The organism is Kitasatospora sp. NPDC058063 (assembly GCF_042885395.1).
Taxonomy (GTDB): domain Bacteria; phylum Actinomycetota; class Actinomycetes; order Streptomycetales; family Streptomycetaceae; genus Kitasatospora; species Kitasatospora lactacystinica.
In genome coordinates this window covers 473,474-497,676 of record NZ_JBHVSD010000002.1, presented here as the reverse complement: position 1 = coordinate 497,676, position 24,203 = coordinate 473,474, and the positions used below count along the sequence as shown (strand labels likewise).

Sequence of the window (24,203 nt, the reverse complement as noted above, 5' to 3'; positions counted from 1 at the left end):
CACTGGCTGAAGTGAAACGTGTTCTATCCGATTTCCGAGCACCCGGACGTTACCCGGGTCACATCGCCGCACGGTTGGCTTCTGCCACTATTGGCCCGTGACAGACCTGACTGAACAGCGCATCCCGGCCGAACAGGGGCCCAGCCCGGCCACCTCGTTCGCCGGGCTGCTGGAGATCGAGCAGCTGAACGAGAACACGTTCCGGGGCCGCTGCCACGCCGGCGCCCCGATGCGCGCCTTCGGCGGCCACGTCGCCGCGCAGGCGCTCGTCGCCGCCGGCCGCACCTGCGCGGACCGGCGCCCGGTGCACTCGCTGCACGGCTACTTCCTGCGGCCGGGCTCCCCCGCCCGGCCGATCGACTACCTGGTCGAGCGGGTCCGCGAGGGCACGTCCTACACCACCCGCCGGGTGACGGCGCTCCAGCAGGAGCACGAGCTCTTCACCCTCTCGGTCTCCTTCAAGCACCCCGAGCCGGCCGCCGACCGCCAGCGCGAGATCCCGACGCTGCCCCACCCGGAGTCGCTGCCGAACTCCGTCGCCGGGCTGCCCGAGCAGGTCCGCCGGGCGCTCGCCGCGGACGGCGGCTTCCGCGACCTCGACGTGCGCTTCGTCCCGGCGGACGCCCTGGGGCTGCCGGCGGCCGTCCCCGGACTGCTTCAGCAGTTCGTCTGGATGCGCACCGCCTCGCCGCTGCCGGACGGGGACCCGCTGCTGCACGCCGGCGCGCTGACCTACCTGTCCGACCTCACCCTGGCCTCCACCGCCGGACTGAACATGCAGCCGAACTTCTTCCAGCGCACCGAACCGCCCCGGCTGCTGATGGCCTCGCTGGACCACGCGATGTGGTTCCACCGCCCGTTCCGGGCCGACCAGTGGCTGCTGTTCGCCCAGCGCAGCCCGTCCTCCTCGGACGGCCGGGGCCTGGCGCTCGGCGAGTTCTACGACCTGGACGGCCGACTGGTCGCCTCCGCCGTCCAGGAGGCGCTGATCCGCGACCCCTCGTGACACCCGGCACTCCCGGTACCCCGGTGACCCCAGGACGAACGGAAGGCGGCCGGACGGCGTCATACTCCTGAGCGGCCCCGGCCCGTATCATGGTGCGGGTGACCAAGGTTGACCTGTCACCACGGCCGGTGGAGGCGATGTCTCCGCGTCAACTCGAACGCCGCGAAAGCCTGATCGCGGCCGCGCTCACCCTGGTGAACGAGATCGGCGTCGAGCGGATGCAGATGAAGCAGGTCTGCGAGCGGTCCGGAGTCGCCCTGGGGACGGCGTACCGCTACTTCTCCTCCAAGGACCACCTCCTGGCGGCGGCGATCGCCGAGTGGCATCGCCTCCTGCTGGCCGACCTGGTGGCCGAGCTGCGCGGGCCGAGAGCCGGGCCGGGGGCCACCGACCGGGCGGTCCGGTTCGTCCGGGGCGGGATGCGGGCCTACCAGCGGCAGCCCGAACTCGCCCGGCTGAGGGTGGCCGTGGCCGCCTCCACCGATCCGTTCGCCAGCGAGGCCCTGCAGGGCATGGCCCGGGCCGACAGCACCGCCCTGCAAGCCGTGACGACCGAGGTGCCGGCCGCCGCGAGCGATCTGGTGCGGCACATCGTCGCCCACGCCTGGCAGGGCGAGCTGACCGCCTGGGTGACCGGCCGCACCACCCTCGGGGACGCCCGGCGGCGCCTGGAGGACGTGGTGCGGCTGGTGCTGACCCCGTACGAGACGCGGTATCCGGCCCCGTACGAGGTCCAGTCCACCGGCTGAGCGCCCGCCGGTGGTCCGCGCCCGCCGACCGGTGGGCCGACGGACGCGGACCACCGGCGCGGCGCGGACCACTGCCGCGGCTCAGACCACCGTCACCGGGTGGGCCACCACCGCACCGAACAGGTAGCCCTCCCGGTTGAACACCGCCCGCTCGGGCTGGGTGTTGCCCCGGCGGTCCGTCGCGCGGGCGCGCAGCTCGTACGGACCGGGCCGCTCGGGGCGCCAGTCGACGCTCCAGCGCGTCCAGCCGTCGGCCCGCGGCTCGTCGCGCAGTTCGGCGCGCCGCCAGGTCCGGCCGCCGTCGGCGCTCACCTCGACCCGGCGCACCGCCGCCGCCCCGGACCACGAACGCCCGTGCAGCCGGTGCTCGCGCCCCGCCGCCAGCCGCGCACCGGCGGCCAGCTCGAAGGCGCTCTTGACCACCTGCTCGGTGAGCGGGTCGCCGCCGCCCGGCGGGTACTCCGGGCCGAACATCCGGTAGAAGTCGGTGTTCCACGGCGAGTACAGCCGGTGGTCGGCCACCTCCACGCTGCCCACCCACTTGATCGAGGCGATGCCCACCCAGCCGGGCACCACCAGCCGGACCGGGGCGCCGTGGTCCGGGGCCAGCGGCTCGCCGTTCATCTCGTACGCGAGCAGCACGTCGTCCAGCGCCTTGGCGATCGGCAGCGGGCGGCGCACCGGTCCGTAGTTGGTGCCGCCGGCGACGAAGTCCGGGTCCAGGCCGGTGGGCAGCACGTCCACCGCCGCCCCGGTCAGCCCGGCGGCCCGCAGCACCTCGGCCAGCCTGACGCCGCGCCAGCTCGCCGAGCCGACGCCGCCGAGGGTCCACGGCGTACCCGGGACGGGCTGGTTCTGCTGGCCGGAGTAGTAGCTGCGGGCGTTGCCGGCGCACTCGATCAGCGCGCTGATCCGGGTGGACGGCAGCTCCCGCAGGTCGTCCAGGCCGAACTCGACCGGGCGCCCGGACGTCGGGGCACCGCGCAGGCCGCTGCCGAAAAGCCTGAGGCGCCAGGTGTCGGGGTCGATCAGCGGGGTGCTGGTGTGGTTGCGGACGAAGAACCGCTCCACCGGCACGTGCCGGTGGACGACGGCACGGCCGTCGGCGTCGCGGAAGGCGTCCCAGCGCGTCTCGGCGTTGGTGCCGCGCGGCACGAACCACTCGGCGGGCAGCGGTTTGACGATCCCGGGCACGGGCCCGGGCGCCGCCCCGCGCAGGGGGCCGGGCAGGGGACCGGACGCGGGCACCTCCTCGGCGGCCGCCCGGCCCGCGGCGAGCAGCGGGACGGCCGGGGCGGGCGCGACGAGCGCCCCGGCGGCGGAGACCATCCGCAGCACCGTCCGGCGGTCCACCCCGTCGTCGCGGACGGGCTGCGCCGGGCCGACCGGCTCCGGGCCGGCCTGCTCCGGGGCGTCCCGCGTCGGGGTGGCCGCGGTCCCGGCGTCCTGCGTCGGGGCTGCTTCGTCCGGGGTACGGACCTCGTCGTCCATGAACGGCGTTCCTTCCGTGTCGGCGTGGACGGTTCGCCGGTGCGCGCGACCAGAGCCGGGACCCGAAGGCTGTCCCGGGCGGGCTCCCGCTCTCCGGCTTGACCTTCTCACTGGTGTGAACACCTACCGTTCCCGCTGTCGGCGAAACCCCGGCCCGCGAAGGAGCACCCGATGTCAGCCACCCCGCTCACCCGGATCCCCTGGCCGGCCGCCCACGCCGACGGGCGAACTGCGCGACGTGGCACTGGAGTTCCTCATGGGCTGGCCGCCCCCCGGGGAACACCCCGGCGAGCGGCGTCGTTCGCCGGGTCATGCGCATCGGAGAACTCGCCCGCCTGACCGGGGTGTCCACCCGCCTGCTCCGCTACTACGAGGAGCAGCGCCTGCTCAAGCCGGACCGGACGGCGGCCGGCCATCGCGAGTACGGCGAGCAGGACACCGTCCGGGTGTGGCAGATCCGCAGTCTGCTCGCGGCCGGTCTGAGCACCCGGATCATCGCCGAGCTGCTGCCCTGCGCCACCGGTCCCGTCCCGGTCTTGGAGGCCTGCCCGGAGCTGCTGGCCACCCTGCGCGACGAGCTCGCCGGCCTGGACGCGCGGATCGAGGACCTCTCCCGCAGCCGCCGGGCGCTCTCCCACTACCTCGCCACCGCGCGCGACTCCGGGCACGGGCACGACTACGGCGAGGGGCGGGCGGCCTGACGGGACACAGGTCCCGACCCGGCGCTCCCCCGGCGCGGCGTCCCGCCACCGGCGGAGCGAACTGGACATAGTGCGACATACAGCTTGATCCCGAGCGTTCCGAGCGTTCCGAAACGGTCCGAGCGTTCCGGGCGCGCCGAGTATGTCGAGAGGTCCATCCGATGAGCAGCCAGCCGCCCCAGCCCGACCAGCCCGTGGAGGAGCCCGACGAACCCGCCGCGACCCTTCCGGTCGACCGGGCGGTGTTCGGCATCGGCGCCGTCCTGGTCCTGGCGGTGGTCGCGTGGGGCGTCTTCGCCGAGGACTCGCTCGGCCGCACCTCCGGCACGGCGCTCGACTGGGTGCTGCACAACTTCGGCTGGCTGTTCGTGGTGGCCGCCGACGTCTTCCTCGTCGTCGCCCTGCTGCTCGCGTTCAGCCGCTTCGGCCGGATCCGGCTCGGCCGCGACGACGACGAGCCCGAGTTCTCCACCGTCGCCTGGATCGCCATGATGTTCAGCGCCGGCATGGGCATCGGCCTGATGTTCTACGGCGTCGGCGAGCCGCTCCAGCTCTTCGCCACCCCGCAGCCCGGCTCCGGCCTGGAGCCGCAGAGCTCGGCCGCCGCCCAGCAGGCCCTGGAGTTCTCGCTCTTCCACTGGACCCTGCACCCGTGGGCGATCTACGCGGTCGGCGGCCTGGCCCTCGCCTACACCACCTTCCGCAAGGGCCGGGGCAACCGGATCTCCGCCGCCTTCGTCCCGCTGATCGGACAGCGCGGCGCGGACGGCTGGGCCGGGCGGACGATCGACCTGCTGGCCGTGTTCGCCACCGTCTTCGGCTCCGCGACCAGCCTCGGTCTCGGCGCGCTCCAGGTCGCCGACGGGCTCGGCTACATCTCGTCCGTCCGCAACACCCAGAACGCCCAGCTGATCATCATCGCCTCGCTGAGCGCCGCGTTCGTGGTCTCCGCGTTCTCCGGGGTGCACAAGGGCGTGAAGTGGCTCTCCACCGCGAACGTCGTGCTCGCCTCGCTGATCATGGTCTTCGTCTTCGTGGTCGGTCCGACCGTGTTCGTGCTGGACGCGATTCCGTCCTCGGTCGGCGGCTACCTCTCCGACCTGCTCGCCATGTCCACCCAGACCGGCGCCTTCACCGACGAGGGCTGGCTCGGCTCCTGGACGATCTTCTACTGGGCCTGGTGGCTCTCCTGGGCGCCCTTCGTCGGCACCTTCATCGCCCGGATCTCGCGCGGCCGCACCGTCCGGCAGTTCCTGCTCGGCGTGCTGCTGGTGCCCAGCGGGGCGACGGTCATCTGGTTCTGCGTGATGGGCGGCACCGCGATCCGGCTGGTCACCACCGGTGCGGCCGACCTGGTCGCGACCATCCCGCAGGGCCCGGAGGCCTCCCTGTTCGAGATGCTGCGCTCGCTGCCGCTCGGCTCGGTGACCAGCGTGGTCGCGGTGCTGCTGGTGATGACCTTCTTCATCACCAGCGCCGACTCGGCCTCGCTGGTGCTCGGCTCGCTCTCCAGCCGGGGCTCGCTGCATCCGCGGACCTGGCTGGTGGTGGTCTGGGGCGTGCTGATGGGCGGGGTCGCGGCGGCCCTGCTGCTGGCCGGCGGGCTGACCGCGCTGCAGAACGCGACGATCCTGGTCGCGCTGCCGTTCGTGGTGGTGATGCTGCTGCTGTGCGTCTCGCTGGTGAAGGAGCTCCGCGAGGACCCGGCCGCCGCACCCTCCCGCTTCCGCCCGCCGCACGGCCTGCGGGACGCCGTCCGGGAAGCTGTCGGCGAGTCCGGCACACGCCGCTGACCTGTGCATACGCCCCGGCCGGCGACGGTTGGGGCGTGTGCGGCCAACCGACGCCCAACCCCCGTCGGGACTTCACCCGCGCGTACCGACCGTTCACGCCGCCCTGGAAACCTCCCTGTCATGAACGCCAACCCTCAGGCGCCCCAACAGGAACCGCGCTTCCCCCTGCCCCAACGGCACCGCCGGCTGCTCGCCGCCACCGCCGTCCTCGTCTCCATCGCCCTCGGCACCCTGGGCGTCGGCGCCACCGTGGAAACCGTCGAACACGGCCCCTTGGCCAGCGCCTCCGCCAGCAAGTAGCAACCGCCCCGCCCGGCACCGCGGTCCCGCCCCGGACCCGGTGCTTCTTGCTCTCCCGGCCCGGAACCACCACGTTCCCCGGCCCGGAACCACCACGTTCCCCGGCCCGGAGCCGCCATGCTTCCCGGCCCGAGCCCGTCGTGTCGTCCGCCCGAACGCGCAGCGCCTCCCGGCCCGAGCCCGTCGTGTCGTCCGCCCGAGCCGGGCCCCGCCGCCGGAGAGCGGCGCCCCCGCTACGCCCGCTGCTCGGCGCGGGGGCCGGCCGGGGGCGGGACCAGCGGGCCCGGGCGCGAGTGGCGGCCGGTGCCGGGGGTGGGCTGGAGGTCGGGAGCCGGGGCGTAGCGAGCGGCCGGGGGGCGCAGGCGCCAGGCCGGGGGCCGGGTCGGGTGGGGGGTGGGGGCCATCAGGGCGAGGCGGTGGAGCAGGTCGAGGGCGTCGCGCCGCAGGGCGGTGCGGTCGGCGAGGTACCGGGCGGGCAGCCCGTACTCGTCGGCGATGTCGCCGAGGACGCCGTCTATCAGCGCGTCCGGGATCGGGACGTCTCCGGCCACCGCCTCGCCGGGCAGCGGGCGGACCTCCTCGACCAGGCGCTCGACCAGCAGCAGGGCGGCCTGGGCGACGGTGTCGGCACCCGGGAGGGCGAGGTCGGTGAGTTCGGCGGCCGGGTCGAGCAGGGCGACGCCCTCGGCCCGCAGCTCGGCCTCCAGGCCGAGGAACTCGGCGAGCGCCGCCGGGCCGCTGAGCCGGTGGTCCTGCAGCCAGGCCCGGTGGTCCTCCGGGAGGTCGGCGGCCAGGACGGCGGGTGTCTCGGCGAGCAGCCGGCGGACGGCGGTGGCGGGCTCGGCGTCGGCGGCGCGGCGGATCAGGTCGGCGGCGTCGTCGGCGAGGGCGGGCGGGCCGGCCGGGACGGCACGGGCGAGTTCGCGGTCCACGGTCAGCACGAAGGAGCCGTCGGCCGGGTCGGGCGGCAGCTCGCCGAGCACCTGCCAGCCGGCCAGCGCGGCCAGCGCCATGGCGAGGTCGGTCGGTTCGGCGGTGAGTTCGGGGGCGGCGGCGCCCATCGCGTCGAGCAACCGCCGGTAGTCCAGCTCCTCCGGGGCGTCGACCAACAGGGCCAGCGCGAGGGCGAGTTGGGCGTACCCGGCCGGGGTGAACGGCGCCCCGGTGACGGGGTGTTCGAGGCGGCGGGCGGCGTCGGGGCCGAGGCCGGCCTTGCAGAGCCGGGCGTGCCAGGGGCCGACGACGAGGCGGTAGCCGAGCAGGGTGTCGAAGCGCTCGGCCAGCCAGTCCCGGTGACGGCGGATCAGCGGGAAGCCGTCGGCGTGCGGGCCGGAGGCGGTGACCAGCGGATGGGCGAGCAACAGCCGGGCGGCGATCCGGCGTTCGGCCGAGGGGAGCTCCTCGCCGGAGCGGTCCTGGGCCACGACGGTGGGCGGCATCACCCGCGTGGGCTCGGGCCTGCGGTGCCGGCCCGGCCTGCCCGGCTTGGCACCTGACCGGACGACGGGCAGCGCGGCGTCGTCGCGCCGGGCGCGGCGCAGGCCGCCCTCGGTGCGGTCCTCCCGGAGGCGCGCCGGCGTGGCGGAGTGCGCGGTGGGGCCGTGCCACCAGCTGACGCCGGGATCGGCGGCGGGCTCGGCGGCGGCGCCGAGGTGGCGGGCGGGGTAGAGGCCGAAGGAGGCCGCGCAGAGGTCGTCGGCGGTACCGGGGGCGGCGGCGGCGAACCAGTGGGCCAGGCGCAGCAGCCCCGGATCGGGCGAGAGCGTCACGTCGGCGGCCGGGGGGTCGGTCACCCGCACGTCGTCGGTACCGCTCGCCGCGCCCGTCCCAGGTCCCCTGTCAGTGGGGCCGGTTCCGGCTCCCCTGTCAGTGGGACCGGTTCCAGGGCCGCCGGCGGCACCGGTGGCGGAGCCGGCAGCGGGACCGCCGTCAGGACCGGCTTCGCGTACGGCGAGGACGGCGTGGGCGGTTCCCCGTCCTGCCCCGCCCGCGCGTCCGTCCGGCCTGCCGGCCACCCGGGTGGCGCCGACCGCGTAGTCCTGCTGATCCATGTCGGGGTCCAGACTAGACGGTGCCCGGGCCACCCGTCGGCAGCAACCGCCCTCCTGAGGAACTCTCCGCAGGAGCCCTCGAAGCGGTCGCCCGCGCTCCGCCTGCCGGCCGCCCCGTCATCCGGCTCCGCCTACCGGGGTTACGCGCCGGTAACCCGCCCTTCCGCCGCCGGTCCGGCTCCTCTAGGGTCGGTCCGAAGCAGCGGATCACCGAGAGGCGCACGCATGACTGTCCGTACCACCGACCGCGCCGGCCTCGGGGCACGCCTGCGCTCGGCCACCGGCCTGCTGGGCGGCTTCGCGGCCACCTCGGCGGCGCACCTGGGCGCGATCGTCTCCGGTGCCTCGGTGCTCCAGAACGCCACCAAGCCGGCCCTGATGCCGCTGCTGGCGGCCCAGAGCGTGGCGGCGGCCAGGAAGGCCGGGCAGGAGGCGCCGAAGCTGCTGGCGCCGGCCCTGCTGCTGAGCGCGGGCGGGGACGTGCTGCTCCAGCTGAAGAACGATCCCGCGTTCCTCGCGGGCATGGGCTCGTTCGCGGCGGCGCACGTCTGCTACGTGACGATGTTCGTCAAGCGCGGCGCGCTCACCGACCGCCGCCGGGCGCTGATGGTCGCGGCCGCGTACGCGACGGCCTGGGTGACCCTGGTCGGGCAGCTCTGGCCGGACCTCGGGGACCTGCGCGTCCCGGTGGCGGGCTACAGCCTGCTGCTCGCCTCGACGGCCGTCACCTCGGCCGGGCTGGGCTGGCGGACCGGGCTGGGCGGGGCGCTGTTCCTGCTCTCCGACACGTTGATCGCCACCCAGCTGGCGAAGTGGCGGGAGCTGCCGGGCCATCAGTTCTGGATCATGGCGACCTATGTGCTGGCCCAGTACCTGCTGGCCGACGGCACCCTCCGGCACCAGGACCGGCTGCACCGCGAGGGCGTCGAGGGCACCGGGGCCGACAGGCGCAACGGCGGCGCCGAGCCGCTGACCGTCTGACCCGCCGCCGCGCCGCCGGTCCCGTCAGGTCCGGCGGCGCGGCGCAGGGGCGCGCGGGCACGCGGCGGCGGGGCCGTCAGGCACCGCGCCTCCGCAGCAGCCAGAAGCCGCCGACGCCGCCGGCGACCAGCGCGAGGCCGCCGGCCAGCTCCGCCGGGTCCGCCGCGACCGAGCCGCCGAGGCCGGTCTGCACCGCGCCGTGCGGGGCGACCTGCTGGCTGCCGGCGCCGGACTGCCCGAGCGAACCGGCCCACTCCCCCGCGGCCTCGCCCCATTCGCCGAGGCTCTTGTCGGGATTCGTCCGGAGGTCCTTGTCGGTGCTCCTGTCCGGGGTGGTGGAGGCCGCGGTGGCGACCGTGACGGTGGTCGCGAAGGCGCCGCCGTCCGGGCAGGTGCCGTCGACCTTGCTGTCCCCGGCGTGCTGGCCGGCCAGTCGGGCGGAGCCGCTGTGCTTGCCGTCGGGGCCCAGGGTGAGGGTCGCCGGACCGCCCTCGAAGGCGGCGGAGCGGGCGGTGATGGTCTTGGCGTCGGGCTTGTCCGACTTCTCGCAGGAGACCGTGACCGTCACGGTCTGGCCCGGTGCGGCCTGGGACGGGCTGACCGAGGCCGAGCCGTCCCTGGCGGATGCGAGGGGGGCCGTCAGGCCGGTCAGCGCCGTCGCGCCGATCAGGACGGCGGCGGCCGTACGCGTGGGGCGCATGCCGGAACCTCCGGGATTCTCGGGCGCAGCCGGGGACTCCCATGTCCACGTGGTCGAGCGACTGCACCCGGTCATTCACCGACGGTAGGCACCCGCCCCGCGCTCGGCCAGCGCTCACGACCGTTCGGGTTACGGCCCGTGACCCGGCGTGACGCCCGTGGCGCGGCTCAGACGTCGAGGTCCAGGTCCACCACGACCGGCGCGTGGTCCGAGGTTCCCTTGCCCTTGCGGGCCTCGCGGTCCACGTAGCTGTCGGTGACGGCGTCGGCGAAGGGCTTGTTGGCGTAGGTGAGGTCGATCCGCATGCCCCGGTTCTTCGGGAAGGCCAGCTGGCGGTAGTCCCAGTAGGTGTAGGGGCGGTCGTACTTGAGCGGGCGGGGCAGCACGTCCTGGAGGCCGATCTCGCCGAGGGACGTCAGCGCGGCGCGCTCGACCGGGGTGACGTGGGTGAGGCCCTCGAAGGCGGCGGCGTCGAAGACGTCCTCGTCGGTGGGGGCGATGTTGAAGTCCCCGAGGACGGCGAACGGGCGGGAGCCCGCGGCGTCCTCGGTGGCGGCCTTGCGCAGCGCCTCCAGCCACTCCAGCTTGTACTCGTAGTGCGGGTGGCCGACCTCGCGGCCGTTGGGCACGTAGACCGACCAGACCCGGACCGGGCCGCAGGTGGCGGCGACGGCGCGCGGCTCGACCTCGGGCAGCAGGGCGCCGTCGGCGAGGTAGCCGGGCTGGTCGGGCAGGCCGCGCACGACGTCGTCCAGGCCGATCCGGGAGACGATCGCGACGCCGTTCCAGCGGCCGTTGCCGTGCGCGGCCGTCTCGTAGCCGAGCTCGCGGACCGCCTCGTACGGGAAGGCGTCGGCCGCGCACTTGAGCTCCTGGAGGCAGAGCACGTCGGGCTTGGCGCTCTCCAGCCACTCCAGGAGCTTGGGCAGCCGCGCGGTGACGGAGTTGATGTTCCAGGTGGCGATGCGGACGGTCACGGCGGGCGGCCTTCCCGGTGGTTCGGTGCGGACGGGCATGCGGACGGGGTGGGCCGCCCCTCGCGTGGGAGGCCCACCCCGAACATACCGTCCGGCACCGACAGTCCGGCCCGATCAGCGCGCGGGCCGGACCACCGCGGCCGAGCCGCCACCGCGCCGCACGGGTTCGGCGGCGGCCACCCAGCGGCCGTCCGGCAGCCGTTCCACGCCGGTGGCGGCGCCGATCTCGCCGCCGTTGACGAAGCTCTGTCCGAGGCCCTCCAGCGCGGCCCGTTCGGGCAGCGCCAGGAAGCCGGGCTCGGCCTGGGTCGTGGCGCCGTTGCGCTGGCTGGCGCGCGGCGCGGCGATGGCCTGTTCCAGGCTCAGGCCGCGGTCGAGCCGCCCGAGCAGCACCTGGAGGGTGGTGGTGATGATGGTCGCGCCGCCGGGGCTGCCGGTCGCGAGCACCGGCTCGCCGTCGCGCAGCACGATCGTCGGGGACATCGAGGAGCGCGGCCGCTTGCCCGGGCCCGGCAGGTTGGGGTCGGGGACGCCGGGCGCGAGCGGGGTGAAGTCGAAGTCGGTCAGCTCGTTGTTGAGCAGGAAGCCCCGGCCGGGGACGGTGATGCCGCTGCCGCCGGTCTGCTCGATGGTGAGCGTGTAGGAGACGATGTCGCCCCAGCGGTCGGCGACCGTCAGGTGGGTGGTGTTGGGGCCCTCGTACGGCTCGGCGACGGCCTGGCCGGTGTCGGCGCAGGGGGCCGGGTGGCGCGGGTCGCCGGGGGCGAGCGGGCTGGTGAGCGCGTGGTCCGGGCTGATCAGGCAGGCCCGGGAGGCGGCGTAGCGCTCGGAGAGCAGCTGCTTGGTGGGGACGTCGTTGAAGGCCGGGTCGCCGACCCAGCGGTTGCGGTCGGCGAAGGCGATCCGGGAGGCCTCCAGGAAGTGGTGGTAGTACTGGGTGCTGCTGTACGCGGAGACGTCGCCGCCGTCCTCCAGGATGTTGAGCGCCTCGCCGACGGTGGTGCCGCCGGAGCTGGAGGGGGCCATCGCGTAGACGTCGTAGGCGCCGTGGGAGACGTGGGTGGGCGCCTGGTCGCGGACCCGGTAGTCGGCGAGGTCGGTGGTGTCGACCCGGCCGGGGCGGGCGTTGCGGCCGGAGGCCGGGTCGACCGGCGGGTGCTGCACGGTGTTGACGATGTCCCCGGCCAACTCGCCCTGGTAGAAGGCCTTGACGCCGTCCTTGGCGAGCAGCCGGTAGGTGGCGGCGAGGTCGGGGTTGCGCAGCAGGCTGCCGGTCTCGGGGGGCTTGCCGTTCGGCAGGTAGAGCTTGGCGGTGGCCGGGAAGTCCTTGAACCGGGCGTAGTTGTCGGCGGTCTGGTTGCGGAAGGTGTCGTCCACGACGAAGCCGTTGTCGGCGATCCGCTCGGCCGGTTCGAGGTTCTGGGCGAGCGAGCGGGTGCCCCAGTGGCGCAGCGCGGCGTCCCAGGTGGCGGGGGTGCCGGGCACTCCGACGGACAGTCCGCTGGTGACGGCGTCGGTGAAGGCCAGCGGTTTGCCGTCCTCCAGGAACAGGCCGCTGTCGGCGGTGCGGCCGGCCGTCTCGCGGCCGTCGATGGTGTGCACCCGTCCGGTGGCGTGGTCGTAGTAGACGAAGTACCCGCCGCCGCCGATGCCGGAGGAGTAGGGCTCGGTGACCCCGAGGGCCGCGGCGGCGGCGACGGCCGCGTCGACCGCGTTGCCGCCCTTGCGCAGCACCTCGATGCCGGCGGCGGTGGCGTCGGCGTCGACGGTGGCCACCGCACCGCCCCAGCCCACCGCCTCCGGCGCCTTCGACGGCGGGGCCGCGGCGCCGGCCGGCCCGACGCCGGACCAGACCAGTGCGGTGGTGAGTAACAGAGACGGCGCGAGGCGGGTCAGAGCTCTCATGCGAGTCCTCCTGAGTCGACGTCAACTCATCAGTTGTTCCACAGGAGGAATGATCCGACAACCGCACCGCCCCGCCCCCCGCCTACAGCGCGCTGCGCTCCACCCGCCGCCGCTTGATCGTGCGGAAGCGCCGCGCCACCTGCCGGGCCAGGTCGGCCGCGCCGACCAGGCCCGCCTCGTTGCCGAGGGCGGCGTGCACGATGGCGGCCTCCGGGCGGAACCCGCGCCCGGTGAGGGTGCGGCGGAAGGTGTCCCGGGCCGGGCCGAGCAGCAGGTCGCCCGCCTCGGAGACCCCGCCGCCGATGACGAAGCGGCCGGGGTCCAGCGCGGCGGCCAGGTTGGCGATGCCGACGCCGAGCCAGGTGCCGACCTCGTAGAGCAGCTCGGTCGCGGTCGGGTCGCCGTCCTGGGCGGCCTCGGTGACCAGCGGGCCGGTGATGCCCTCGACCGTGCCGCCCGCCCGGGCCAGCAGCGGCTGCACCACCGGCGACTCCTCGGCGACCAGCTCGCGCGCGTCGCGCACCAGCGCGTTGCCGGAGGAGTACTGCTCCCAGCAGCCCCGGTTGCCGCACGGGCAGCGGTGGCCGCCGGGCAGCACCTGCATGTGCCCGAACTCGCCCGCCAGGCCGTACTTGCCGCGGTCCACGTAGCCGTCCCGGACCACCGCGCCGCCGATGCCGGTGCCCAGGGTGAGCATCACCATGTGGTCCTCGCCGCGACCGGCGCCGAAGCGCCACTCGGCCCAGGCGGCCGCGTTGGCGTCGTTCTCCACGATCACCGGGAAGCGCAGCCGCTCGCTGAGCGCCTCCCGGAGCGGCTCGTTGCGCCAGTTGAGGTGCGGGGCGAACAGCACCTTGGAGCGGTCGGCGTCGACCCAGCCGGCCGCACCGATGCCGACGGCGTGGACGTCGTGCCGGTCGGCGAGCTGGAGCACCAGCTCGACGATGACGTCCTCGACCACCTTGGGGCTCTTGCTCTTGTGCGGCGTGTCCGTGCGCAGCTTCTCCAGCACCTTGCCCTCGCCGTCCACCACCCCGGCGACCACCTTGGTGCCGCCGATGTCGACGCCGATGGTGGGCAGCCGCAGTATCCCGGCGGGCAGGGCGCGGCGGCGGCGCTCGGCGCGCGGGCCGAGGCCGAGCAGGGTGGGCAGGACGGGTGGCCGGGTGCTGCCTTGGGAGCTGGTCACGGCTGCGGACGCTCCTCGCCTGGGTCGGGGTCGCGGGGGTCGGGGTCGCGGGGGTCGGAAACGGAGGGCCGGGCCAGCTCGTGCGAGAGCTCGGCCAGGTCGGAGCCCCCGGCCATCTCGGTGGTGAGCTGTTCGAGGCCGATCTCGGCCCGCGGGTGGCTGCCCGCCATCCGGCCCCGCTTGAGCAGCGTGAAGTGGTCGCCGACCAGGTACGCGTGGTGCGGGTTGTGGGTGATCAGCACGACCCCGAGCCCGGCGTCGCGGGCGGCGGTGACGTACTTGAGCACCACTCCGGACTGCTTGACGCCGAGCGCGGCGGTGGGCTCGTCCAGGATCAGCACCCTGGCGCCGAAGTGCACCGCGCGGGCGATGGCCACGCACTGGCGCTGCCCGCCGGAGAGGGTGCCGATCGGCCGGTCGACGTCGTACAGGTCGATGCCCATCCTGGCGAGCGCCTCGCGGGTGGTGGCGCGCATCCCGTCGGCGTCCAGCCGCAGGCCGCCCCAGCGGCGCGTGCCCTGCTCGGAGCCGAGGAAGAAGTTGCGCCAGACCGGCATCAGCGGGACGACCGCGAGGTCCTGGTAGACGGTGGCGATGCCGCGCTCCAGGGCCTGGCGCGGGGAGTCCAGGCGGACCTCCTCGCCGCCGACGGTGAAGGTGCCCTCGTCGTGCTGGTGCAGCCCCGCGATGATCTTGATCAGGGTGGACTTGCCGGCCCCGTTGTCGCCGAGCACGCAGCTGATCTCGCCGGCCCGCAGGGTCAGCGAGACGTCCTGCAGCGCGCGGACGGTGCCGTAGCTCTTGCCGACGCCCTCCAGGGAGAGCAGTTCGGTGCCCGCCGCGGCCGCGCTCGTCATGTCCGTGCTCATCGCGGCCCCCGCTCGGCCCGGCGCTTGACGTAGGCGTTCAGCAGCGCGGCCAGCAGCAGCATCGCACCGAGGAAGAACTTGAACCAGTCCGGGTTCCACTGGGCGTAGATGATCCCCTTGCTGACCATGCCGAAGATCAGCGCGCCGAGCGCGGAGCCGACCACCGAGCCGTAGCCGCCGGTGATCAGGCAGCCGCCGATGACGGCCGCGACGATGTAGATCAGCTCGTTGCCGACACCCTCGCCGGACTGCACGGTGTCGAAGGAGAACAGCAGGTGCTGGCCGAGCACCCAGGCGCCGAAGCCGACGCCCAGGTAGAGCAGGGTCTTCGTCCGGGCGACCGGCACGCCGACCGCGCGGGCCGCCTCCGCGTCGCCGCCGACCGCGAAGATCCAGTTGCCGAAGCGGGTGCGCAGCAGCACCCAGCTGCCGACCGCGAGCAGGCCGAGCCACCACCAGACGGTGGCCTTGATCGTCAGCCCGCCGACGGTCACCTCGGAGGCGAACAGCCAGCGGCAGGAGGCGAAGCCCTCCATGTCGGAGATCGACTTGGTGGAGACGGTGCCGGAGATCGCCTTGGTGACGCCCAGGTTGGCGCCGGTCAGCATCAGGAAGGTGCCGAGCGTGACGATGAAGCTGGGCAGCCTGGTGCGGCCGAGCATCCACCCGTTGAACCAGCCGACGGCCAGCGTGGTCGCCAGCGAGACCAGCACGCCGACCCAGGTCACCGCGGTGAACTGGTACGAGACCATCGAGGAGGTCAGCGCCGCGGTGGTGACCAGCACGCCGGCCGAGAGGTCGAACTCGCCGCCGATCATCAGCAGCGAGACCGGCACCGCCATGATCCCGATGGTGGAGGCCGCGTACAGCACAGTGCCCAGCGAGGAGACCCGCAGGAAGGGTTCGGCGACGGCGGCGAAGACCACGAAGACCGCGACGGCGGCGATCAGCGCGCCCAGCTCGGGGCGGGCGAGGAGCCGCCGCAGGGCCGGCGGGCGGCCGTCGGCCAGGCCGTCGTGGGCGAGGACGTCGGGGCTGCTCACCTGGTCCCCCTCGCGACGTACTCGGCGAGCGCGTCGGCGTTGTCCTTGGTCAGGATCTGCGGACCGGTCTCGACGGGCTTGCCGCCCCCGAGCATGTTCAGGTTGTACTTGTACAGCCAGATCAGGTCGACGCCCGTGTAGCCCTGGAGGTAGGGCTGCTGGTCGACGGCGAAGCCGACACTGCCGGACTTGAGCCCGGACACCACCTGGGTGCCCAGGTCGAAGGTGTCCAGCTCGACGCTGCGGCGGGCGTCCTGGACGGCCTGGAGACCGGTGGCGGCCATCGGGCCGGAGAGGGTGAGCACGGTGTCGATGGCCGGGTCGGCCTGGAGCTTGGCGGAGATCGCGGCGCGGGCGTCGGGCATGTCGACGCCGTTCACGTAGAGCACCTGGAAGTCGCCGCCGGCCTTGGACCGGGCTCCGGAGCAGCGCTGCTCCTGGCCGACGTTGCCCTGCTCGTGGATCACGCAGAGCACGTTCTTGCGGCCGCGCGAGGCCAACTCGGCACCGGCCGCCTGGCCGGCGGTGGACTCGTCCTGGCCGATGTGGGTCAGCGCGCCGAACTTCTGCGAGAACTCCTGGCCGGAGTTGATGGTGATCACGGGGATGCCCGCGGCCTTGGCCTTGCCGAGGACGTCGGCCATGGCGTCGCCCTTGGCGAGGGTGACCAGCAGGCCGTCGACCTTCTGGTCGATGGCGGCCTGGACGAGCTGGACCTGGTTCTGGGTCTGCGCGTCGTTGGAGTACAGGAAGGTGATGTTGTCCTTGGCGGCGGCCTGCTCGGCACCCTTGCGCACAGTGTCCCAGAAGGCGTCGCCGGCTCCGGCGTGGGTCACCATGGCGACCTTCCAACGCGGGGTGGTGACGGCGCTGCCGCCGGTGGCCGCGGCCTTGGCGCGGGCCTCCTCGGCGCGTCTGCCTCCGGTACTGCTGCAACCGGCCGCGGTGACCGCGAGTGCCAGGACGGCGCACGCGGGCCAGAAGCGGCGGGACGGGCGAAAGCGGGTGATGCTCATCCCCATAGTCTCCCTTCCCCGGTCGCGCGGGATCGCACCGCCTCGCCCGGCAGGCCCGATGGCCTGGGAGGTAAGGTGCCCCGGGGGACCTTTCCTGGTAGTTCGCTGAACATCTGGTCCGGACGACGTCTGTCCGGGTGGCAGACTTAGGCGCCGATCCGAACGGGTTCATCGCGAGAACGTGATGTTCCTCTCAGGTTCCGCACAGATTCGGACGGCAACCGATCATCGGTCCATCACCGTCTGATGCCATTGACGTGCGTCCGGGCGAGTGGGGCCCGGGCGGCGTGCGACCCGATACGAGAACTCGATGGAACTGACAGGTACGCCATTCTTCCTCCTCACCGTCATCCTGGTGCCGGTGTCCATCACAGTGGCGCTGCTGTTCTGGGGGAAGGTCGGCGGCCCGCAGCCGGTGCGCTACCTCACCCGGATCGTCATGATCATGTTCTGCCAGGTCACGGCCGTCCTGATGGTGTTCGTGATGGTCAACAACGCCAACCTGATCTACGGCAACTGGGACGACCTGCTCGGCACCGGGAACCACGTCCGCGCGGTGCCCGTCCTGCCGCCGGTCGACCCGGCCGCCACGGCGGGCCCGGGCGGTGAGGCCGCCAAGGAGCCGCCGAAGGTCAAGCAGAGCTTCGGCGGCGTGAACGACCCGCTCGTCCCGAACGACGTGCAGCGGACCGAGCTCAAGGGCCAGGTGTCCGGGGTCGACGGCGAGGTGCTGGTCTGGCTGCCGCCGCAGTACAACGACCCGGCGTTCAAGGACAAGAAGTTCCCCGTGGTCGAGCTGATCCCGGGCTACCCCGGCTCCTCCTCCACCTGGTACGGCACCCTCAAGGTCTCCGAGCAGCTCAAGCCGCTGATGCAGCAGGGCAAGGTCGCCCCGTTCATCCTGGTGTCGCCCCGCACGAAGCTGCTGAACAACCAGGACGCGGGCTGCACCGACATCCCCGGCAAGATCAACGCCGACGCCTGGGTCACCCGCGACGTCCCGCAGATGGTGCTGGACAACTTCCGGGCGGACCCGTCCGCGGACCGCTGGGCGATCGCCGGCTACTCGGCCGGCGCGCACTGCGCCGCCAAGCTGTCGCTGTCCCACCCCAACCGGTACCGCGCCGCCATCGCGATGTCCGGCTACAACGACCCGGCCCAGGAGCCGGACTCCCTGGTCGGCAAGGACGCCAAGCTGCGCGAGGCCAACAACCCGGTCAACATCCTGAAGACCGCCCCGCAGCCGCCGAAGGTCGCGCTGCTGGTCAGCGGCTCCAAGGGCGACGGCTACGAGGACGGCGAGGCGATCCGCGCCGCCGCCAAGGCCCCGACCACCGTCCAGGTCGAGGAGGGCACCGGCCCGCACACCACCGAGCAGTGGAAGAAGATGGTCCCGGCCGCCTTCCAGTGGCTGACCTCGGTCATCCCGGTCCAGTAGGCCGGCCGGCAGCAGCGAACCGTACGGGCAGGGCCCGCCGCGACCGAGGTCGCGGCGGGCCCTGCCGCATGTCCGGGCGCGGCGTCAGGCCAGCTCCAGCGCCAGGTAGAAGTCCACCCGGTCCTCCAGCCGGGAGAGGTCACGCCCCGTCAGCTCCTCGATCCGGCCGATCCGGTACCGCAGGGTGTTCACGTGGACGTGCAGCTGCGCGGCGCAGCGGGTCCAGGAACCGTCCGAGCGCAGGAAGGCCTCCAGGGTGCGGACCAGGTCCGCCTGGTGCTCGATGTCGTACGCGATCACCTTGTCCAGCAGCCGGCCGCGGAAGGCGCGGCGCACCTCGTCCGGGACGGCGGCCAGCAGCAGCACGTGCGAGGCGAGCTCCTCGGGGCCCGCGACGCAGACCCGGCCGACCCGGGAGGCGGCGATCCGGCGGGCGTGCCGGGCCTCCTCCAGGGCGCCGCGCAGACCGCCGGCCCCGGAGGCGGGGGCGGAGACCCCGAGGGTGATCCGGCCCTCCGAGCCGAGCCCGGCCTCCAGCGGGGCGAGCAGCTCGCGCAGGGCGTCGGCGGGCACCGGGCCCTCCAGGGCGGGCAGCACCACCACGGCGCCGGTGCCCGTCCCGGCGACCAGGGCGCGGTCGGTGGCGCCGCCGAGCGCCTCCTCCAGCACCGCCCGTACGGTGCCCTCCGGCAGGCCGGTGCCCTCGGCACTGAGCACCAGCCAGGAGCCTTCCCGCGCCCGGGACTTGGGATCGGGGATCTCGTAGCCGACGGCCATCGCCGAGGAGGCGTACAGGGTGCGGCTGATCTCCGCCGGGTCGGCGTCGCGGCGCAGCAGGGCGAGCACCTCGTCGGCGAGGCGGCGGCGCAGCCGGCGGCCCTCGTCGCGGCGGTGGCGCTCGGCGGCCACCAGCCGGGCCAGGTTCTCGGCGAGCTGCTGGCGCTTGGCGGTCCACTCGGTGACGTCGCCGGCCACCGCGAGCACCCAGTCGACGAGCGGCGCGTCGTGCTCGGCGGAGACCGGGGCGGGCAGCAGCGAGTAGGAGCCGGCCGCCAGCCGGGCCCGGTGCGGGGGGCGGCGGCGCTGGCGCTGGGCGGCGAGGTGGGCGCGGACCAGCTGGTCGCGGTCCTGGGCGGAGAGCCGGTCGGCGGGGCCGGCGATCACCGCGCCGGTCGGGGTGAGCACCCAGCAGTCCAGGTCGAGGTCGCCGCCGAGCAGGTCCAGCACCGCGTCCAGTCCGCCGCCGCCGGCCGCCGAGACCAGCAGGCGGTGCCGGTCGACCAGGGCGGCGAGGTCGGCCGCGCGGTCCGCGGAGACCTGGCGGCCGATGAACTCGGTGACGGTGCCGAAGGCGATGTCGTCGGGGACGGCGAGCAGCGGCATCCGGTGCCGCCGGCAGGCCTCGACCAGGTCCTCGGGCACCGGGCCGACCTCGGCCTCGCCGGCCGCCAGGGCCACCGCGCCGCCGGCCGCCAGGGTGCGGACGAAACGCTCGGAGTCGGCCGGGACGGTGCGCCAGAGCATGCCGGTGAGCACCAGTTCGCCGCCGTGCAGGTAGCGGCCCGGGTCCTGGAGGTCCGTCGTCATCACGCCGCTGACCTGCCGGTCCAGCTCTTCCTCGGCCGCGAGCAGGCGCAGTCGCGGGGCTCCGGGGGCGAGCAGGTCACGGACGCGCATCCGCGGACTCCTTAACGGGGCTTGGGGGGAGGGGTGAAGGGGTAACGATAGGGCCTGGCCGAGCGGGCGTGCGCGCGGGTCCGTAGCCCGCGGATCCCGGCCGGACTACGGTCGTAGGTAGCACCCGGCGAACACCCGGGCTGCGAGATTCCCCTCCTTAGAGGAACGTACAGGATGCCGGGCGGGCTCACAGCCGGGGCTTCATGCCATCGGTGACTGCCAGTGGGCCGCGTCACAGCGGTTCACTGGGCGACACGCCGCCGGACACCCGGCGGGCGAAGACTTGAGGAGACACCCGCATGGAGTTCCTTCGGCCCGCCAGCTGGGACGAGGCACTCGCGGCGAAGGCCGAGTACCCGACCGCGCTGCCCCTTTCGGGCGGCACGGACGTCATGGTCGAGCTGAACTTCGACGTGCACCGGCCATCCGCGATTCTCGACCTGAACCGCATCACCGAGCTCACCGAATGGTCGAACGACGACGGCGTCGTGCGGCTCGGCGCCGCGGTCCCGTACGCCCGGATCATCGCGGAGCTGTCCGGTCCGCTGCCCGGGCTGGCGCTGGCGTCCCGCACCGTCGGATCCCCCCAGATCCGCAACCGCGGCAGCGTCGGCGGCAACCTCGGCGCGGCCTCCCCGGCCGGCGACGCGCACCCGGCGCTGCTGGCGGCCGGACGGGACGTGTTCGTCGAGGCGGCCTCGGTGCGCGGCACCCGGCTGATCCCGATCGACGACTTCTACGTCGGGGTGAAGCGCAACTGCCTGGAGGCCGACGAGCTGATCCGGGCCGTGCGGATCCCGGCGGCGGACGGGCCGCAGCAGTTCTCGAAGATCGGCACCCGCAACGCCATGGTGATCGCGGTCTGCGCGTTCGGCTTCGCCCTGCACCCGAGGAACGGAACCGTCGGCACCGGCATCGGTTCGGCCGCCCCCACGCCGCGCCGCGCCGTCGAGGCCGAGGAGTACCTCCGGGGCGTGCTCGCCGAGCGCGGCCTGTGGGAGTCCGGGGAACTGCTGGGCACCGAGGTGGTCCAGCGCTTCGGCGAGCTGGTCAAGGCCGCGGCCTCGCCGATCGACGACGTGCGGGGCACCGCCGACTACCGCCGGCACGCGCTCGCCGTGATGGCCCGCCGCACCCTCACCTGGACCTGGAACGACTACGGCAAGCAGATCAGGAGCGCGGCATGAGGGTCACTTTCACCGCCAACGGCAAGCCGGTCGAGGCCGACGACGTGTGGGAGGGCGAGAGCCTGCTGTACGTGCTGCGCGAGCGGGTCGGCCTGCCGGGCTCGAAGAACGCCTGTGAGCAGGGCGAGTGCGGCTCCTGCACGGTCTACCTGGACGGCGTCCCGGTCTGCTCCTGCCTGGTCGCGGCCGGCCAGGTGCAGGACCGCGAGGTGCGCACGGTCGAGGGTCTGGGCGCGGAGGACGGCGAACTGGGCCTGGTCCAGCAGGCGTTCGTCGACGCCGGCGCCGTCCAGTGCGGCTTCTGCACCCCCGGCCTGCTGGTGCAGACCGACGCGCTGCTGGCCGCCGATCCGCAGCCGAGCGACGACGACATCCGCGAGGCGCTGTCCGGCAACCTGTGCCGTTGCACCGGCTACGAGAAGATCATGGACGCGGTGCGGCTGGCCTCGGCCCGCACCTGCGCGGGAGCGGGGGCTGCGGAATGAGCGGGCGGACGGTCCAGCGGACGATCCAGGGACAGAAGAACCTCCAGAACATCAACCAGGCCTCCAAGGACGGCATCGGCGGCTCCCCGCTGCGCCCGGACGGCAACCTGAAGGTCCGGGGCGAGTTCGCCTACTCCTCCGACCTGTGGCACGAGGACATGCTCTGGGGAACGGCGCTGCGCTCGCCGCACCCCCGGGCGAACATCCTCTCGGTGGACATCTCCGAGGCGCTCAAGGTGCCCGGGGTGTACGCGGTGCTGACGCACGAGGACATCCCCGGCTCGAAGTACTACGGCCTGGAGATCCAGGACCAGCCGGCCCTCGCCATCGACAGGATCCGGTACCACGGCGAGGCGATCGCCCTGGTCGCCGCCGACCACCCGGAGACGGCCCGCCGCGCGGTGAAGAGGATCGCGGTCGAGTACGAGGTGCTCACCCCGATCGTCACCGAGGAGCAGTGCCTCGACCCGGAGACCCACGGGTACGTGCACGAGCCGCACGAGTACAAGTCCCATGCGTACGGCAACATCTGCCACGAGCAGCGGCTGGTCTCCGGCCGCGGCGTGACCGACGAGGTGCGGGCGCTGGCGGACGTGATCGTCAGCGGCGACTACGAGGTCGGCATGCAGGACCAGGCCTTCCTCGGCCCGGAGTCCGGCCTCGCGGTGCCCGCCGAGGACGGCGGCATCGACCTCTACATCGCCACCCAGTGGCTGCACGTCGACCGCCAGCAGATGGCCCCGGTGCTCGACCTCCCGGAGGAGAAGGTCCGGCTCACGCTGGCCGGCGTCGGCGGCGCGTTCGGCGGCCGCGAGGACCTGTCGATGCAGATCCACGCCTGCCTGCTGGCCCAGCACACCGGCAAGCCGGTCAAGATCGTCTACTCGAGGGACGAGTCCTTCTTCGGCCACGTCCACCGCCACCCGGCGCGGATGCACTACGAGCACGGCGCCACCCGGGACGGCAGGCTGGTCTTCGCCGACTGCCGGATCGTGCTGGACGGCGGCGCCTACGCCTCCGCCTCCCCCGCCGTGGTCGGCAACGCGGCCTCGCTCGGCCACGGCCCGTACGTCATCCCGAACGTGCGGATGCACGCCATCGCCCTGTACAGCAACAACCCGTCCTGCGGGGCGATGCGCGGCTTCGGGGCGGTGCAGGCGGCGTTCGGCTACGAGTCGCAGATGGACAAGCTGGCCGTCGAACTGGGCATGGACCCGGTGGAGTTGCGGCAGCTCAACGCCGTCTCGCAGGGCGACTTCATGCCCACCGGGCAGGAGATCGACGCGCCCGCGCCGGTGGCCGAACTGCTCCGGCGGGCCAAGGAGATGCCGCTGCCGCCGCCGCTGGACACCGAGCACCCGGACATCCGCCGGCTGCCCGGCGCCCTGTCCAACACCTCGCACGGCGAGGGGATCGTGCGCGGCGTCGGCTACTCGGTCGGCATCAAGAACGTCGGCTTCTCCGAGGGCTTCGACGACTACTCCACCGCCCGGGTGCGGCTGGAGGTGATCGGCGGCGAGCCGGTCGCCATGGTGCACACCGCGATGGCCGAGGTCGGCCAGGGCGGCGTCACCGTGCACGCCCAGATCGCCCGCACCGAGCTGGGCGTCGAGCAGGTCACCATCCACCCGGCCAACACCGAGGTGGGGTCGGCCGGTTCGACCTCCGCCTCGCGCCAGACGTACATGACGGGCGGCGCGGTGAAGCTGGCCGCCGAGGCGGTGCGCCGGGAACTGCTCGACCGGGGACGCCGGCGCTACGGCTGGACCCACGACGACCTGGTGCTGACCGGCGGCAAGGTCGTCTCGGCCGGGGCCGGCACGCTGGTCTCCATCGTCGACCTGCTCGGCGACGACGTCATCGAGCAGACCCGCGAGCACCATCACCGGCCCACCCAGCCCTTCGACAAGGAGACCGGCCAGGGCTTCGGCCACGTCCAGTACACCTTCTGCGCCAACCGCGCGGTGGTGGACGTGGACGTGGAACTGGGCCTGGTCAAGGTGGTCGAGCTCACCGCCGTCCAGGACGTCGGCAAGGCGCTCAACCCGCTCTCCGTGGTCGGCCAGATCCAGGGCGGCTGCACCCAGGCGCTGGGCCTCGCGGTGATGGAGGAGATCATCGTGCGGGACGGCAAGGTGCGCAACGCCTCCTTCACCGACTACCTGATCCCCACCATCCTGGACACCCCGCCGATCCCGGTGGAGATGCTCGAACTGCCCGACCCCAACGCGCCGTACGGGCTGCGCGGGGTCGGCGAGGCGCCGACCGTCTCCGCGACGCCGTCCATCGTGGCCGCCATCCGCAACGCCACCGGGCTGGCGCTCAACCGGATCCCGGTCCGGCCGGAGCACCTGACCACCGAACAGCCCGGCTGAGGCCCGGCCGAACGCCTCGCCGCCGGGCCCGGCCGGGCACCCTGTCGCCGGGCCGACGGCCGGAGTTCGCCCTCCCCGGGGCGGTGACCGTCATCCCCGCCGCCGCGCCGCCCCGGGGCACCCCCACACCCGCTGCCCTGCCCACGCCGGGGTCCGCAGCGGTGCGCACCAGCACCACCCTCGCCCGCACCGCCCGCACTCCACCCTTCCCGCGAGTGCCCCCGTGAGTCGATACGTCCCCCTGCGCCGCCTCGTTGACCGGCAGTCAGG

The 24,203-nt window shown here is 73.9% G+C and carries 20 protein-coding genes; 10 read left to right on the top strand and 10 right to left on the bottom strand.

What is annotated here, in order from left to right; translation table 11 throughout:
* Window positions 1-106 precede the first annotated feature (106 nt).
* Complete coding sequence (locus tag ACFVUY_RS05910) at window positions 107-1,006, top strand: acyl-CoA thioesterase (protein WP_387727817.1); 900 nt, start codon at window positions 107-109, stop codon at window positions 1,004-1,006.
* Window positions 1,007-1,104: 98 nt separating this feature from the next.
* A complete protein-coding gene (locus ACFVUY_RS05905; protein WP_387727649.1) occupies window positions 1,105-1,755 on the top strand; it encodes a TetR/AcrR family transcriptional regulator in 651 nt (216 codons plus the stop codon).
* An 81-nt stretch (window positions 1,756-1,836) separates the two neighbouring features.
* On the opposite strand, the gene ACFVUY_RS05900 is transcribed toward ACFVUY_RS05905, so the two are convergent.
* Window positions 1,837-3,084 (bottom strand): sulfite oxidase, encoded by a 1,248-nt coding sequence (locus ACFVUY_RS05900; RefSeq protein ID WP_387727815.1) that lies wholly within the window; start codon window positions 3,082-3,084, stop codon window positions 1,837-1,839.
* A gap of 473 nt (window positions 3,085-3,557) precedes the next feature.
* Between ACFVUY_RS05900 and ACFVUY_RS05895 the strand changes: the two genes are divergently transcribed.
* The 3 genes from ACFVUY_RS05895 to ACFVUY_RS05885 all read left to right on the top strand — a co-directional run bounded on the left by ACFVUY_RS05895 (window position 3,558) and on the right by ACFVUY_RS05885 (window position 6,040).
* The gene (locus ACFVUY_RS05895) at window positions 3,558-3,947 is read left to right on the top strand and encodes a MerR family transcriptional regulator (RefSeq protein ID WP_387727647.1); all 390 of its coding nucleotides are present in this window, start codon (window positions 3,558-3,560) and stop codon (window positions 3,945-3,947) included.
* 161 nt (window positions 3,948-4,108) lie between these two features.
* Window positions 4,109-5,740, top strand: a complete 1,632-nt coding sequence (locus ACFVUY_RS05890) for a BCCT family transporter (RefSeq protein WP_387685118.1) — start codon at window positions 4,109-4,111, stop codon at window positions 5,738-5,740.
* A 120-nt stretch (window positions 5,741-5,860) separates the two neighbouring features.
* Window positions 5,861-6,040 carry a hypothetical protein gene (locus ACFVUY_RS05885; RefSeq protein ID WP_387685116.1) on the top strand — a complete coding sequence of 60 codons (180 nt, stop codon included), beginning with the start codon at window positions 5,861-5,863 and terminating at the stop codon, window positions 6,038-6,040.
* Window positions 6,041-6,273: 233 nt separating this feature from the next.
* Here ACFVUY_RS05885 and ACFVUY_RS05880 read toward each other — a convergent pair whose 3' ends face one another.
* Complete coding sequence (locus ACFVUY_RS05880) at window positions 6,274-7,833, bottom strand: DUF2398 family protein (RefSeq protein WP_387727645.1); 1,560 nt, start codon at window positions 7,831-7,833, stop codon at window positions 6,274-6,276.
* Between the two features lie 483 nt (window positions 7,834-8,316).
* Between ACFVUY_RS05880 and ACFVUY_RS05875 the strand changes: the two genes are divergently transcribed.
* Complete coding sequence (locus ACFVUY_RS05875; protein WP_387685112.1) at window positions 8,317-9,072, top strand: lysoplasmalogenase; 756 nt, start codon at window positions 8,317-8,319, stop codon at window positions 9,070-9,072.
* 76 nt (window positions 9,073-9,148) lie between these two features.
* Here the strand turns inward: ACFVUY_RS05875 and ACFVUY_RS05870 are convergent, their stop codons facing one another.
* The 7 genes from ACFVUY_RS05870 to ACFVUY_RS05840 form a co-directional block, all read right to left on the bottom strand.
* Window positions 9,149-9,772, bottom strand: coding sequence for a hypothetical protein (locus tag ACFVUY_RS05870; RefSeq protein WP_387727643.1), 624 nt, complete (start codon window positions 9,770-9,772; stop codon window positions 9,149-9,151).
* Window positions 9,773-9,939: 167 nt separating this feature from the next.
* Window positions 9,940-10,788, bottom strand: a complete 849-nt coding sequence (locus tag ACFVUY_RS05865) for an exodeoxyribonuclease III (protein WP_359913305.1) — start codon at window positions 10,786-10,788, stop codon at window positions 9,940-9,942.
* Between the two features lie 75 nt (window positions 10,789-10,863).
* Window positions 10,864-12,654 (bottom strand): gamma-glutamyltransferase, encoded by a 1,791-nt coding sequence (ggt, locus tag ACFVUY_RS05860; RefSeq protein WP_387727641.1) that lies wholly within the window; start codon window positions 12,652-12,654, stop codon window positions 10,864-10,866.
* 82 nt (window positions 12,655-12,736) lie between these two features.
* The gene (locus ACFVUY_RS05855) at window positions 12,737-13,843 is read right to left on the bottom strand and encodes an ROK family glucokinase (RefSeq protein WP_380547113.1); all 1,107 of its coding nucleotides are present in this window, start codon (window positions 13,841-13,843) and stop codon (window positions 12,737-12,739) included.
* Window positions 13,840-14,700: an ATP-binding cassette domain-containing protein gene (locus tag ACFVUY_RS05850; RefSeq protein ID WP_387727639.1), complete on the bottom strand. Its 861-nt coding sequence runs from the start codon at window positions 14,698-14,700 to the stop codon at window positions 13,840-13,842. The genes ACFVUY_RS05855 and ACFVUY_RS05850 overlap by 4 nt, the downstream gene beginning before the upstream one ends.
* An 8-nt stretch (window positions 14,701-14,708) precedes the next feature.
* Window positions 14,709-15,755, bottom strand: coding sequence for an ABC transporter permease (locus ACFVUY_RS05845; RefSeq protein ID WP_387685104.1), 1,047 nt, complete (start codon window positions 15,753-15,755; stop codon window positions 14,709-14,711).
* Window positions 15,752-16,765, bottom strand: a complete 1,014-nt coding sequence (locus tag ACFVUY_RS05840; RefSeq protein ID WP_387685353.1) for a substrate-binding domain-containing protein — start codon at window positions 16,763-16,765, stop codon at window positions 15,752-15,754. The genes ACFVUY_RS05845 and ACFVUY_RS05840 overlap by 4 nt, the downstream gene beginning before the upstream one ends.
* Before the next feature lie 367 nt (window positions 16,766-17,132).
* On the opposite strand from ACFVUY_RS05840, the gene ACFVUY_RS05835 reads away from it, so the two are divergent.
* Window positions 17,133-18,209, top strand: coding sequence for an alpha/beta hydrolase (locus ACFVUY_RS05835; protein WP_387727637.1), 1,077 nt, complete (start codon window positions 17,133-17,135; stop codon window positions 18,207-18,209).
* A gap of 84 nt (window positions 18,210-18,293) precedes the next feature.
* Here ACFVUY_RS05835 and ACFVUY_RS05830 read toward each other — a convergent pair whose 3' ends face one another.
* The gene (locus ACFVUY_RS05830; RefSeq protein WP_387727635.1) at window positions 18,294-19,886 is read right to left on the bottom strand and encodes a PucR family transcriptional regulator; all 1,593 of its coding nucleotides are present in this window, start codon (window positions 19,884-19,886) and stop codon (window positions 18,294-18,296) included.
* Window positions 19,887-20,185: 299 nt separating this feature from the next.
* On the opposite strand from ACFVUY_RS05830, the gene ACFVUY_RS05825 reads away from it, so the two are divergent.
* From ACFVUY_RS05825 to pucD, 3 genes are read left to right on the top strand one after another with little or no spacing between them, the layout of a single operon-like run.
* Window positions 20,186-21,073: an FAD binding domain-containing protein gene (locus ACFVUY_RS05825; RefSeq protein WP_387727633.1), complete on the top strand. Its 888-nt coding sequence runs from the start codon at window positions 20,186-20,188 to the stop codon at window positions 21,071-21,073.
* Complete coding sequence (locus tag ACFVUY_RS05820) at window positions 21,070-21,558, top strand: (2Fe-2S)-binding protein (RefSeq protein ID WP_387727632.1); 489 nt, start codon at window positions 21,070-21,072, stop codon at window positions 21,556-21,558. The genes ACFVUY_RS05825 and ACFVUY_RS05820 overlap by 4 nt, the downstream gene beginning before the upstream one ends.
* A complete protein-coding gene (gene pucD / locus ACFVUY_RS05815; RefSeq protein ID WP_387727630.1) occupies window positions 21,555-23,933 on the top strand; it encodes a xanthine dehydrogenase subunit D in 2,379 nt (792 codons plus the stop codon). The genes ACFVUY_RS05820 and pucD overlap by 4 nt, the downstream gene beginning before the upstream one ends.
* Window positions 23,934-24,203 lie beyond the last annotated feature (270 nt).